The following is a 13,038-nucleotide window of genomic DNA, read 5'->3' as shown; positions in this document are numbered from 1 at the left end:
CGTCGCTCACCCACGGTGACCGGGACCAAGGTCCCAGAGGCCCGCGCCGGTGTGTCCGGAGCGGGCCTCGGCAGGGACGGCCCCGGCGAAGTGGGGGGAGTGTCAGGCCTCGACCGATGTCACCCAAAAGCTCACGGAGAGGTAGGGTCGTAAGCGGTCGGGGACATCCCATTTCAGCTCGCCGGCGCTTTCACCGGCGCACCAACGAGGAGATCGGTTCGTGACGATCCGCGTAGGCATCAACGGTTTTGGCCGTATTGGCCGCAACTATTTCCGGGCCCTCCTGGAGCAGGGAGCGGACATCGAGATCGTCGGTGTCAACGACCTGACTGACAACGCCACCCTGGTGCACCTTCTCAAGTACGACACCATCCTCGGCCGCCTCAAGGCCGAGGTGTCCCACACCGACGACACCATCACCGTCGGCGGCAACACCTTCAAGACCTTCGCCGAGCGCGACCCCGCGAACCTCCCCTGGGGCGAACTGGGCGCCGACATCGTCATCGAGTCGACCGGCATCTTCACGAAGAAGGCCGACGCCGCCAAGCACCTCGCGGCAGGCGCGAAGAAGGTCCTCATCTCGGCCCCGGCCAAGGACGAGGACATCACGATCGTGATGGGCGTCAACCAGGACAAGTACGACGCGGCCCACCACCACGTCATCTCCAACGCGTCCTGCACCACGAACTGCGTGGCGCCGATGGCCAAGGTCCTCGACGAGAACTTCGGCATCGTCAAGGGCATGATGACGACGGTCCACGCGTACACGAACGACCAGCGCATCCTGGACTTCCCGCACTCGGACCTGCGCCGCGCCCGCGCCGCCGCCGAGAACATCATCCCGACCTCCACCGGTGCCGCCAAGGCCACCGCGCTGGTCCTGCCGCAGCTCAAGGGCAAGCTGGACGGCATCGCGATGCGCGTCCCGGTCCCCACCGGCTCGGTCACGGACCTCGTGCTGGAGCTCGACCGCGAGGTCACCAAGGACGAGATCAACGCCGCCTTCCAGAAGGCATCCGAGGGCCAGCTGAAGGGCATCCTCGACTACACCGAGGACGCGATCGTCTCCTCCGACATCGTGAACTGGCCGGCGTCCTGCACCTTCGACTCCTCCCTGACCATGGTCCAGGGCAAGCAGGTCAAGGTCGTCGGCTGGTACGACAACGAGTGGGGCTACTCCAACCGCCTCGTGGACCTCACGGTCTTCGTCGGCGGCCGGCTCTGAGTTCCAGGGCTGACACCACGATGTGAAGCACAGGGTCCGGGCCGCGCGACGATGCGCAGCCCGGACCCTGTAGCTTGCCAGTCGTTCTTCGCCCCCGACACGGGCGCCCAAAGGAGTCAGAAACACATGAAGACGATCGACGAACTGCTCGCCGAAGGCGTCAAGGGCAAGCGGGTCTTCGTCCGCGCGGACCTGAACGTTCCGCTCGCCGAGGGCACCATCACCGACGACGGCCGCATCCGCGCCGTCCAGCCGACGATCGCGAAGCTCGCCGAAGCCGGCGCCCGCGTCGTCGTGGCCTCGCACCTCGGCCGCCCCAAGGGCGCACCGGACCCGGCCTTCTCGCTCGCGCCGGCCGCCGCGCGCCTCGGTGAACTGCTGGGCGCGGACGTCGCGTTCGCCACCGACACCGTCGGATCCTCCGCCAAGGAGACCGTCGCGGCCCTCACCGACGGCCAGGTCGCCGTGATCGAGAACCTCCGCTTCAACGCCGGCGAGACCTCCAAGGACGACGCCGAGCGCGGCGCCTTCGCGGACCAGCTGGCGGAGCTCGCCGACGTCTACGTCGGCGACGGCTTCGGCGCCGTCCACCGCAAGCACGCCTCGGTCTTCGACCTGCCCGCGCGGCTCCCCCACGCGGTCGGCCAGCTCATCGCCACCGAGGTCGGCGTCCTGAAGAAGCTCACGGACGAGGTCAAGCGTCCCTACGTCGTGGTCCTCGGCGGCGCCAAGGTCTCCGACAAGCTCGCCGTGATCGACGAGCTCCTCGGCAAGGCCGACCGCCTGCTGATCGGCGGCGGCATGGCCTACACCTTCCTCCACGCCAAGGGCTACGAGGTCGGCATCTCCCTGCTCCAGAAGGACCAGGTCGACAAGGTCAAGGAGTACATGCGGCGTGCCGAGGAGACCGGCGTCGAGCTGGTCCTCCCCGTCGACGTCCTGGCCTCGACCGAATTCCCGGACCTGAAGACCAAGGCCCCGGCCGTCTTCGAGACCGTCGACGCGGACAGGATCCCCGCCGACAAGGAGGGTCTGGACATCGGTCCGAAGACCCGCGAGCTGTACGCCTCGAAGATCGCCGACGCGGCGACCGTCTTCTGGAACGGCCCCGTGGGCGTCTTCGAGCACCCCGACTACGCCGGGGGCACCCGCGCGATCGCGCAGGCCCTCGTCGACTCCAGCGCCTTCACCGTCGTCGGCGGTGGCGACTCGGCCGCCGCCGTGCGCACGCTGGGCTTCGACGAGAACGCTTTCGGCCACATTTCCACCGGTGGTGGCGCCTCCCTCGAATACCTTGAGGGCAAGACGCTCCCCGGCCTCGCCGCCCTGGAGGGCTGACCCGCATGACCACCCGCACCCCGCTCATGGCGGGCAACTGGAAGATGAACCTCAACCACCTTGAGGCCATCGCCCACGTCCAGAAGCTCGCCTTCGCGCTCGCCGACAAGGACTACGACGCCGTCGAGGTCGCGGTCCTGCCGCCCTTCGTCGACCTGCGCTCCGTCCAGACCCTGGTCGACGGCGACAAGCTCAAGATCAAGTACGGCGCCCAGGACATCTCCGCGCACGACTCCGGTGCCTACACCGGCGAGATCTCCGGCCCGATGCTGTCGAAGCTGAAGTGCACGTACGTGGCCGTCGGCCACAGCGAGCGCCGCCAGTACCACGGCGAGACCGACGAGGTCTGCAACGCCAAGGTCAAGGCTGCCTTCAAGCACGGGATCACCCCGATCCTGTGCGTCGGCGAGGGCCTGGACGTCCGCAAGGCCGGCGAGCAGGTCCCGTACACGCTCGCCCAGCTCGACGGCGGCCTGGCCGGTGTCCCGGCCGAGCAGGTCGAGTCCATCGTGATCGCCTACGAGCCCGTCTGGGCCATCGGGACCGGCGAGGTCGCCACCCCCGAGGACGCCCAGGAGGTCTGCGGGGCGATCCGCGGCCGCCTGGCCGAGCTGTACTCGCAGGAGCTGGCCGACAAGGTCCGCATCCAGTACGGCGGCTCCGTGAAGTCCGGGAACATCGCGGCGATCATGGCCCAGCCCGACGTCGACGGCGCCCTGATCGGCGGCGCGGCGCTCGACGCGGACGAGTTCGTCAAGATCGTCCGCTTCCGCGACCAGTGAGTATGCGGTAGGGCCGATCCGTCGTACCCTTGCGGGGGCCAGAGGCTGCACCACCAGCCACTGGCCCCCGCGCACATCCCGCAAGCCGGAAAGCCTGAAAAGCCAGAAAGTAGGAATCAGCCGTGATTATGGGGTTCTCGATCGCCCTGATCGTCTTCAGCGCCCTGCTGATGCTGCTCGTGCTGATGCACAAGGGCAAGGGCGGCGGCCTCTCCGACATGTTCGGCGGCGGCATGCAGTCGTCGGTCGGCGGTTCCTCCGTCGCGGAGCGGAACCTGGACCGCATCACCGTCGTGGTGGGTCTGCTCTGGTTCGCGTGCATCGTCGCGCTCGGCCTGGTGATGAAGTCGGGCAGCTGACCGTTCTCGCCATTCCGGCGGTCCGGTCGGCATCGCCCGGCCTATCATGAGGCTGGCGTTCACGACGCGGAATCAGTAACTCCGCTCGCTGGACGTGCGTTGGGCCTTACGTAGACTTGGGCGCTCCGCGGCGGGATCTCCACTCACACTCCGCGGCACCTTCACGCAGGGAGTTACGACCGTGGCAAGTGGCAACGCGATCCGTGGTAGCCGGGTCGGAGCGGGGCCGATGGGCGAGGCAGAGCGCGGCGAGTCCGCGCCCCGCCTGCGCATCTCCTTCTGGTGCTCGAACGGGCACGAGACGCAGCCGAGCTTCGCCAGCGACGCGCAGGTGCCGGACACCTGGGACTGCCCGCGCTGCGGGTTCCCGGCCGGCCAGGACCGGGACAACCCGCCCGCACCGCCGCGCACCGAGCCGTACAAGACGCACCTGGCGTACGTGCGTGAGCGGCGCTCGGACGCCGACGGCGAGGCGATCCTCGCCGAGGCGCTCGCCAAGCTCCGGGGCGAGATCTGACACCGCCCGGGCAAAGGGACGTGAGGCCCGGCCCCGCAGGAATCTCTCCTGCGGGGCCGGGCCTCTTTGTGTGCGTTGCGCCGCTTGTGATCCCTTAGGTTGGTCAACGGCGGGGCACGACAGGACGGAAGAAACGGGTTGATGTCCGAGATGAACGCAGAGAGCAGGACGAAGCTCAACCGGACGCCGCAGTGGCTGGCACTCGGCAAGCACCGGGAGGAGTTCGGGCACACGCACCTGCGGCAGCTGTTCGAGAAGAACCCCGGCCGCGGCGCCGGCTACACCCTGCAGGTCGGGGACCTGCACATCGACTACTCCAAGCACCTCGTCACCGACGAGACGCTGGAGCTGCTGCGCGAACTGGCGGCGGCGACGGGCGTGGCCGAGCTGCGCGAGGCCATGTTCCGCGGCGAGAAGATCAACACGACCGAGGACCGGGCGGTCCTGCACACCGCGCTGCGGGCACCGGCGGACACCGTCGTCGAGGTGGACGGCGAGGACGTCGTCCCCGGCGTGCACGCGGTCCTGGACAAGATGGCGGCCTTCTCCGAGCAGATCCGGTCGGGGAAGTGGACCGGCTTCACCGGCAAGCGCATCAAGAACGTCGTCAACATCGGCATCGGCGGCTCCGACCTGGGTCCCGCGATGGCCTACGAGGCCCTGCGCGCCTTCGCCGACCGCGACCTGACCGTGCGCTTCGTGTCCAACGTGGACGGCGCGGACCTGCACGAGGCCGTGCGCGACCTCGACCCCTCCGAGACGCTGTTCATCATCGCCTCCAAGACCTTCACCACCATCGAGACCATCACCAACGCCACGTCGGCGCGCGGCTGGCTGCTCGCGGGACTGGGCGGCGACCAGGCCGCCGTGGCACGGCACTTCGTCGCGCTGTCGACCAACGCCGAGAAGGTCACCGAGTTCGGCATCGACCCGGCCAACATGTTCGGGTTCTGGGACTGGGTCGGCGGGCGCTACTCCTTCGACTCCGCCATCGGGCTCTCCCTGATGATCGCGATCGGCCCGGACGCCTTCCGCGACCTGCTGGCCGGCTTCCACCTGATGGACCAGCACTTCCGCACGGCGCCCGCCGAGGAGAACGCCCCGCTCCTGATGGGCCTGTTGGGCATCTGGTACGGCGCGTTCTTCGACGCGCAGTCGCACGCGGTGCTCCCGTACAGCCACTACCTCTCGCGCTTCACCGCGTACTTGCAGCAGCTGGACATGGAGTCCAACGGAAAGTCCGTGGACCGCGACGGCAATCCGGTGGAGTGGCAGACCGGCCCGGTGGTCTGGGGCACGCCCGGCACCAACGGCCAGCACGCCTACTACCAGCTGATCCACCAGGGGACGAAGGTGATCCCCGCGGACTTCATCGGCTTCGCGAACCCGGTGGCCGAGCTCGAAGCGGCGCCTGCCGCCCAGCACGACCTGCTGATGGCCAACTTCTTCGCGCAGACCCAGGCCCTGGCGTTCGGCAAGACGGCCGACGAGGTCCGCGCGGAGGGCGCGCCGGAGTCGCTCGTCCCGCACAAGACCTTCCACGGCAACCACCCGACGACCACCATCCTGGCCACGGAACTCACCCCCGGGGTGCTGGGCCAGCTGATCGCGCTGTACGAGCACAAGGTGTTCGTCCAGGGTGCCGTCTGGAACATCGACTCCTTCGACCAGTGGGGCGTCGAGCTCGGCAAGGTGCTCGCCAAGCGCGTCGAGCCCGCGCTGACCGAGGGCGTGGACGTGCCCGGACTGGACGCCTCGACGAAGGCCCTGGTCGACACCTACCGCAAGCTGCGCGGCCGCAGCTGACGCCCGCGCGAAGGGCCCGCTCTCCCCCGGGAGAGCGGGCCCTTCGCGTCGGCCGGTGCCGGGCGGACCGTCAGGAGGAGGCCGGGGGGTACATCCCGGACGGCAGCTTGGCCGCCGCCGCGCGGTCCAGCAGCCACAGGGTGCGCGAGCGCCCGTACGCCTCCGCGGCCGGCGCCTGCACCCCGCCGGCCCCGCCGAGGGCGATGGAGACCGCTCCGGCCTTGTCCTCGCCGGCCGCCAGCAGCCAGACCTCGCGGGCCGCCCGGATGGCCGGGAGGGTCAGCGAGATCCGGGTGGGCGGGGGCTTCGGTGCGCCGTGCACGCCGACCACCGTGCGGTCGGTCTCCCGGGTCGCCGGGTGCTCGGGGAAGAGCGAGGCCACGTGCGTGTCCGGGCCGACGCCCAGCATCAGCACGTCGAAGGTGGGCACCGCACCGTGGTCCTCCGGTCCGGCCGCCTGCGCCAGCTCGGCCGCGTAGGCCGCGGCCGCCGCGTCCACGTCGACGCCGTACGGGCCGTCCGAGGCCGGCATGGCGTGCACGCGGGCGGGGTCGACCGGGACGGAGTCCAGGAGGGCCTCCCGGGCCTGCGTGTGATTGCGCTCGGGGTCGTCGGCGGGCAGGTACCGCTCGTCGCCCCACCACAGGTCGAGCCGGTGCCAGTCGATCGCGTCGCGGGCCGGGGCGGTGGCCAGCGCGGCGAGGAGGCCGTTGCCGTTGCGCCCGCCCGTGAGGACCACGGACGCGCTGCCGCGCGCCGTCTGGGCGTCCACGATCTTCGTGATGAGCCGGGCCGCGGTGGCCTGGGCCATCAGTTCCTTGTCCCGGTGGACGACGACCTGAGGAGTCGTCATACCCATGTGCTGCCGCCTTCTTGGTAGTTCCGGGGGTGCGGTTCCGCGGGTGCGCTGCGCGGTGCCCTTCCCCCACCCCGCCCCTTCCCGAAACCGGGGCTCTCCGCCCCGGACCCCGGTCCTCAAACGCCGGACGGGCTGGAAGATCCAGCCTCGCCGGCGTTTGAGGCGCGGGGTCTGGGGCGGAGCCCCAGGAAACGGCGAAAGGGCGGGGCGGGGAGCGGCTCCGCGCAGCGGTTCCCGGCTACTTGGCCGTCGCCTTCTTCGCCGGCTTGGCGGCCGGCTTCTCGGCCGGAGCCCCCTCTGCCGCAGCCTCGGCCTCGGGCTTCGGCGAGGACGCCGCCAGCTGGGACACTCCGTACTTCAGCGAGGCCTCGTAGGTGTTGTCCGGGTCCAGCCGGCGCAGCTCCTCCGCCAGGAGCTCGGCCGTGTCGCGGCGCTTGAGCGCCACGTTCCGGTCGGGCTGTCCCGGCATGCACAGCGTGGCCAGCCCGCCGTCCGCCCGGTTCAGGACGATGTCGCCGTCCTTGGTCGCCAGACGTACGGCCGTCAGACCCGGCCCCCCCGACAGCGTGCGGCGGACGGGGACCTGGAGCCGGTCCGCCAGCCACATGGCCAGCAGTTCGCAGCTGGGGTTGTCGCCCTCGCCCTCCACGGTCGCCGAGACGACCGTCAGGGCCTGCTGGTCCAGTGCCGCCGCCAGCATGGAGCGCCACGGGGTGATCCGGGTCCACGACAGGTCCGTGTCCCCGGGGGCGTACGCCCCGGCCCGGGAGCCGAGCGTCCCGACCGGGTCCTCGCAGGAGTACGTGTCCGTGATGCGGCGCTGCCCGAGCGCACCCAGCGGATCGCCCGCCAGGTCCGTGGGAGCACCGTCCGGCCACCAGACGACCACAGGCGCATCCGGAAGGAGCAGCGGGAGAACCACCGACTGGGCGTGGTCGACCAGTTCGCCGTGAAGGCGCAGCACGACCGTCTCGCCGCTGCCCGCGTCCGCCCCGACGCGGACTTCCGCGTCGAGCCGGGCGTCACGGCGGCTGCGGGGCGAGCGGCTGGCCCGCTTGATGACGACGACGATCCGCGAGGGGTGCTCGTGGGACGCGTCGTTCGCCGACTTGAGCGCGTCGTACGCGTTCTCCTCGTCGGTCACGATCACCAGCGTGAGGACCATGCCGACGGCCGGCGTGCCGATGTCCCGGCGTGCCTGCACCATCGCGGCGTTGATCTTGCTGGAGTTGGTCTCCGTGAGGTCGATCTTCATGGCCGGCGCCAGCTCCGTCCGTCTCGTGCGAGCATCTCGTCCGCCTCGACCGGCCCCCAGGTGCCCGCCGGGTACTGCGCGGGCTTGCCGTGCTTGTCCCAGTACTCCTCGATCGGGTCGAGGATGTTCCAGGACAGTTCGACCTCCTGGTGGCGCGGGAAGAGGTTCGCGTCGCCGAGGAGCACGTCGAGGATGAGCCGCTCGTACGCCTCGGGGCTCGACTCCGTGAAGGACTCGCCGTAGGCGAAGTCCATCGTGACGTCCCGGACCTCCATGGAGGTGCCCGGAACCTTGGAGCCGAAGCGGACGGTCACGCCCTCGTCCGGCTGGACCCGGATGACCAGGGCGTTCTGCCCGAGCTCCTCGGTCGCGCCCGACTCGAAGGGCAGGTAGGGGGCCCGCTTGAAGACCACCGCGATCTCCGTCACCCGGCGGCCCAGGCGCTTGCCCGTCCGCAGGTAGAAGGGGACGCCCGCCCAGCGGCGGTTGTTGATCTCCAGGCGGATGGCCGCGTAGGTGTCGGTCTTCGACTTGGGGTCGATGCCGTCCTCTTCGAGGTACCCGACGACCTTCTCGCCGCCCTGCCACGCCGCCGCGTACTGGCCGCGCACAGTGTGCTTGCCCAGGTCCTCCGGCAGCTGCACCGCCGTCAGCACCTTGAGCTTCTCCGCCACCAGCGCCTTGGGGTGGAAGGAGCCGGGCTCCTCCATCGCGGTCAGCGCGAGCAGCTGGAGCAGGTGGTTCTGGATGACGTCACGGGCCGCGCCGATGCCGTCGTAGTAGCCCGCCCGGCCGCCGATGCCGATGTCCTCGGCCATGGTGATCTGCACGTGGTCGACGTACGACCGGTTCCAGATCGGCTCGAACATCGTGTTGGCGAAGCGGAGCGCCAGGATGTTCTGGACGGTCTCCTTGCCGAGGTAGTGGTCGATCCGGAAGACCTCGTCACGAGGGAAGACCTCGTGGACGACCTTGTTGAGCTCCTCGGCGCTCTTCAGGTCGTGGCCGAAGGGCTTCTCGATGACGGCACGCCGCCAGGAGCCCTCCTTCTGAGCCAGACCGTGGTCCTTGAGCTGCTGGACCACCTTGGGGAAGAACTTCGGCGGGACGGACAGGTAGAAGGCGAAGTTGCCCCCCGTGCCCTGCGCCTTGTCGAGCTCGTCGATCGTCGCCTTGAGCGTCTCGAAGGCGGCGTCGTCGTCGAAGTCGCCCTGGACGAAGCGGCAGCCCTGGACGAGCTGCTGCCAGACCTCCTCGCGGAAGGGGGTGCGCGAGTGCTCCTTGACCGCCTCGTACACCTCCTGGGCGAAGTCCTCGTGCTCCCACTCCCGGCGGGCGAAGCCGATGAGGGAGAAGCCCGGCGGCAGCAGGCCGCGGTTGGCCAGGTCGTAGACGGCAGGCATCAGCTTCTTGCGCGACAGGTCACCCGTAACGCCGAAAATGACCAGGCCGGACGGCCCCGCGATGCGCGGGAGCCGCCGGTCCTGTGCGTCACGAAGCGGGTTCGCTCCGTTTACAGACAAGGTGTTCAGGCCTCCGTGGGGGCGAGGCGCTGCAGCTCCGCCTCGGTCGACTTCAGCAGGTCGTTCCAGGACGCCTCGAACTTCTCGACGCCCTCGTCTTCCAGCAGCTGAACGACATCGTCGTACGAGATGCCCAGCTTCGCGACCGCATCGAGCTCGGCGCGGGCCTGCTCGTAGGTGCCGCGCACGGTGTCACCCGTGATCGAACCGTGGTCGGCGGTGGCCTCCAGGGTGGCCTCCGGCATGGTGTTCACCGTGTTGGGGGCGACCAGGTCGTCCACGTACAGGGTGTCCTTGTACGCCGGGTCCTTGACGCCCGTCGAGGCCCACAGCGCACGCTGCTTGTTGGCTCCGGCGCGCTCCAGGGCGTTCCAGCGGTCCGAGGAGAAGACCTCCTCGTAGGCCTCGTAGGCCAGACGGGCGTTGGCGAGCGCCGCCTTGCCCTTGAGGGCCTTCGCCTCGTCGGTGCCGACGGCGTCCAGGCGCTTGTCGATCTCGGTGTCCACGCGGGACACGAAGAAGGAGGCGACCGAGTGGATCAGGGAGAGGTCCAGGCCGGCGGCCTTGGCCTTCTCCAGACCCGCCAGGTACGCGTCCATGACCTCGCGGTAGCGCTCCAGCGAGAAGATCAGCGTGACGTTGACGCTGATGCCCTTGCCGATGACCTCGGTGATCGCCGGCAGGCCGGCCTTCGTCGCCGGGATCTTGATGAGTGTGTTCGGCCGGTCCACCAGCCAGGCGAGCTGCTTGGCCTCGGCGATCGTCGCCGCGGTGTCGTGGGCCAGACGGGGGTCGACCTCGATCGAGACGCGGCCGTCCTGGCCGTCGGTGCGGTCGTAGACCGGGCGCAGGATGTCGGCGGCGTCCCTGACATCCGCCGTCGTGATCATGCGCAGGGCCTCGTCCACGGTGACCTTGCGGGTCGCGAGGTCGGTGAGCTGCTGCTCGTAGCCCTCGCCGCCGCTGATCGCCTTCTGGAAGATCGCCGGGTTGGTGGTGACACCGACCACGTGCGACTGGTCGATGAGCTCGGCCAGGTTGCCGGACGTGATGCGCTTGCGGGACAGGTCGTCCAGCCAGATCGCCACGCCTTCGTCGGAGAGGCGCTTGAGTGCGTCTGTCATGGGAATTGCATCTCCTACTGGTGTAGTACGGGCGTCAGCGCGCGGCGGCGGCGAGGGAGTCGCGGGCGGCGGCGGCGACGGCCTCCGGCGTGAACCCGAACTCGCGGAACAGCACCTTCGCGTCGGCCGAGGCACCGAAGTGCTCCAGCGACACGATCCGGCCCGCGTCACCGACGTAGCGGTGCCAGGTCAGGCCGATGCCCGCCTCGACCGCGACCCGGGCCTTGACGGAGGGCGGCAGGACGCTGTCCTTGTACGCCTGGTCCTGCTCCTCGAACCACTCGACGGACGGCATCGAGACCACACGGGTCGGAATGCCGGCGGCCTGGAGCTGCTCGCGGGCCTCGACGGCCACGTGCACCTCGGAACCGGTGCCGATCAGGACGACCTGGGCGTCGCCGCCTTCCGCCTCGAAGCGCACGTAGCCGCCCTTGACGGTGTTCTCGTCGGCCTCGTACGTCGGCACGCCCTGGCGGGTGAGGGCCAGACCGTGCGGGGTGCCCTTGCCGAACACCTTGGTGTGACGCCTCAGGATCTCGCGCCAGGCGATCGCGGTCTCGTTCGCGTCGGCCGGCCGGACGATGGTCAGGCCCGGGATGGCGCGCAGCGAGGCCAGGTGCTCGACCGGCTGGTGGGTCGGGCCGTCCTCGCCGAGGCCGATGGAGTCGTGCGTCCACACGTAGGTCACCGGCAGGTGCATCAGGGCGGACAGGCGCACGGCGTTGCGCATGTAGTCGGAGAACACCAGGAAGGTGCCGCCGTAGATACGGGTGTGGCCGTGCAGGGCGATGCCGTTCATGGCCGCGGCCATGGCGTGCTCGCGGATGCCGAAGTGGATGGTGCGGCCGTACGGGTCGGCCTCCGGCAGCGGGTTGCCCACCGGCAGGAACGAGGAGTCCTTGTCGATGGTGGTGTTGTTGGAGCCGGCCAGGTCGGCCGAGCCGCCCCACAGCTCCGGGATGACCGCGCCGAGCGCCTGCAGGACCTTGCCGGAGGCGGCGCGGGTGGCGACGCCCTTGCCGGCCTCGAAGACGGGGAGCTGCTCCTCCCAGCCCGCGGGCAGTTCGTTCGCGTTGATGCGGTCGAACTCGGCGGCGCGCTCCGGGTTGGCGGTGCGCCAGGCGGAGAAGTCCTTCTCCCACGCGGCCTTGGCCTCGCGGCCCCGGTCCAGCGCCTTGCGGGTGTGGGCGATGACCTCGTCGGCGACCTCGAAGGTCTGCTCCGGGTCGAAGCCGAGCACGCGCTTGGTGGCCGCGACCTCGTCGTCGCCGAGCGCCGAGCCGTGGGCGGCCTCGGTGTTCTGGGCGTGCGGGGCGGGCCAGGCGATGATCGAGCGGGCCGCGATGAAGGACGGGCGGTCCGTGACGGCCTTCGCGGCCTGGAGCGCGGCGAACAGCGCCTTCGGGTCGAGGTCGCCGTTCTCCTGCTGCTCGACGCGCTGGACGTGCCAGCCGTACGCCTCGTAGCGCTTCATGGTGTCCTCGGAGACGGCCGTCTCCGTGTCACCCTCGATGGAGATGTGGTTGTCGTCCCAGAGCAGGACGAGGTTGCCGAGCTTCTGGTGGCCGGCCAGTGCGGAGGCCTCGTGGGAGATGCCCTCCTGGAGGCAGCCGTCGCCCGCGATCGCGTAGACCATGTGGTCGAACGGGGAGGTGCCGGGAGCGGCCTGCGGGTCGAAGAGACCGCGCTCGTAGCGGGCGGCCATGGCCATGCCCACGGCGTTCGCGACGCCCTGGCCGAGGGGGCCGGTGGTGGTCTCGACGCCGGCGGTGTGGCCGTACTCCGGGTGGCCGGGGGTCTTGGAGCCCCAGGTGCGGAAGGACTTCAGGTCGTCCAGTTCCAGCCCGAACCCGCCCAGGTACAGCTGGGTGTAGAGGGTCAGGGACGAGTGCCCCGCGGAGAGCACGAATCGGTCGCGGCCCACCCACTCGGGGTCCGCCGGGTCGTGCCGCATGACCTTCTGGAAGAGGGTGTACGCGGCGGGGGCGAGGCTCATCGCCGTCCCGGGGTGGCCGTTTCCGACCTTCTGGACCGCGTCAGCGGCCAGGATGCGGGCGGTGTCGACGGCCCGCTGGTCCAGTTCGGTCCACTCGAGCTCTGTGGTGGTCGGCTTGGTGCTCACCGTGGGTCAGGGCTCCTCTCCACATGTTCGTATCCCGGTGACGAACGGTGCACCGGCGATTCCGAGCCTACCCCCGCAACGGCGTGCAGCTATTCGAGTGCAGGCGGTCCGTCACCGCGCCGCCGACC

General features: G+C 70.0%; 11 protein-coding genes. 6 read left to right on the top strand and 5 right to left on the bottom strand.

Annotation, left to right across the window (positions count from 1 at the left end; translation table 11 throughout):
• Positions 1–220: 220 nt before the first annotated feature.
• From gap to pgi, 6 genes are all read left to right on the top strand, one after another.
• On the top strand, positions 221–1,225 hold the full coding sequence (gene gap, locus ACIPXC_RS00600; RefSeq protein WP_401611752.1) for a type I glyceraldehyde-3-phosphate dehydrogenase: 1,005 nt from the start codon (positions 221–223) through the stop codon (positions 1,223–1,225).
• Positions 1,226–1,351: 126 nt separating this feature from the next.
• On the top strand, positions 1,352–2,563 hold the full coding sequence (locus tag ACIPXC_RS00595) for a phosphoglycerate kinase (RefSeq protein ID WP_401611750.1): 1,212 nt from the start codon (positions 1,352–1,354) through the stop codon (positions 2,561–2,563).
• 5 nt (positions 2,564–2,568) lie between these two features.
• Positions 2,569–3,345: a triose-phosphate isomerase gene (gene tpiA / locus ACIPXC_RS00590; RefSeq protein WP_401611748.1), complete on the top strand. Its 777-nt coding sequence runs from the start codon at positions 2,569–2,571 to the stop codon at positions 3,343–3,345.
• Positions 3,346–3,473: 128 nt separating this feature from the next.
• Positions 3,474–3,704, top strand: coding sequence for a preprotein translocase subunit SecG (secG, locus tag ACIPXC_RS00585; RefSeq protein WP_030831296.1), 231 nt, complete (start codon positions 3,474–3,476; stop codon positions 3,702–3,704).
• 181 nt (positions 3,705–3,885) lie between these two features.
• Positions 3,886–4,221, top strand: a complete 336-nt coding sequence (locus ACIPXC_RS00580; protein WP_010352468.1) for an RNA polymerase-binding protein RbpA — start codon at positions 3,886–3,888, stop codon at positions 4,219–4,221.
• A gap of 150 nt (positions 4,222–4,371) precedes the next feature.
• Positions 4,372–6,027, top strand: coding sequence for a glucose-6-phosphate isomerase (pgi, locus tag ACIPXC_RS00575; RefSeq protein WP_401612014.1), 1,656 nt, complete (start codon positions 4,372–4,374; stop codon positions 6,025–6,027).
• Between the two features lie 70 nt (positions 6,028–6,097).
• Here the strand turns inward: pgi and pgl are convergent, their stop codons facing one another.
• From pgl to tkt, 5 genes are all read right to left on the bottom strand, one after another.
• Positions 6,098–6,880, bottom strand: a complete 783-nt coding sequence (gene pgl, locus ACIPXC_RS00570; RefSeq protein ID WP_401611746.1) for a 6-phosphogluconolactonase — start codon at positions 6,878–6,880, stop codon at positions 6,098–6,100.
• A gap of 244 nt (positions 6,881–7,124) precedes the next feature.
• A complete protein-coding gene (gene opcA / locus ACIPXC_RS00565) occupies positions 7,125–8,141 on the bottom strand; it encodes a glucose-6-phosphate dehydrogenase assembly protein OpcA (RefSeq protein ID WP_401611744.1) in 1,017 nt (338 codons plus the stop codon).
• Positions 8,138–9,664, bottom strand: a complete 1,527-nt coding sequence (gene zwf / locus ACIPXC_RS00560; RefSeq protein WP_030766695.1) for a glucose-6-phosphate dehydrogenase — start codon at positions 9,662–9,664, stop codon at positions 8,138–8,140. The genes opcA and zwf overlap by 4 nt, the downstream gene beginning before the upstream one ends.
• 5 nt (positions 9,665–9,669) lie before the next feature.
• Positions 9,670–10,788 (bottom strand): transaldolase, encoded by a 1,119-nt coding sequence (gene tal, locus ACIPXC_RS00555; protein ID WP_386456267.1) that lies wholly within the window; start codon positions 10,786–10,788, stop codon positions 9,670–9,672.
• A gap of 34 nt (positions 10,789–10,822) precedes the next feature.
• Positions 10,823–12,910 (bottom strand): transketolase, encoded by a 2,088-nt coding sequence (gene tkt, locus ACIPXC_RS00550; protein ID WP_401611742.1) that lies wholly within the window; start codon positions 12,908–12,910, stop codon positions 10,823–10,825.
• Positions 12,911–13,038: the final 128 nt, after the last annotated feature.

It is taken from the genome of Streptomyces sp. NPDC090021 (assembly GCF_044748225.1).
Classification (GTDB): Bacteria; Actinomycetota; Actinomycetes; order Streptomycetales; family Streptomycetaceae; genus Streptomyces.
The sequence above is the reverse complement of the archived record's forward strand: the minus strand, read 5'-3'. Positions and strand labels throughout refer to the sequence as shown.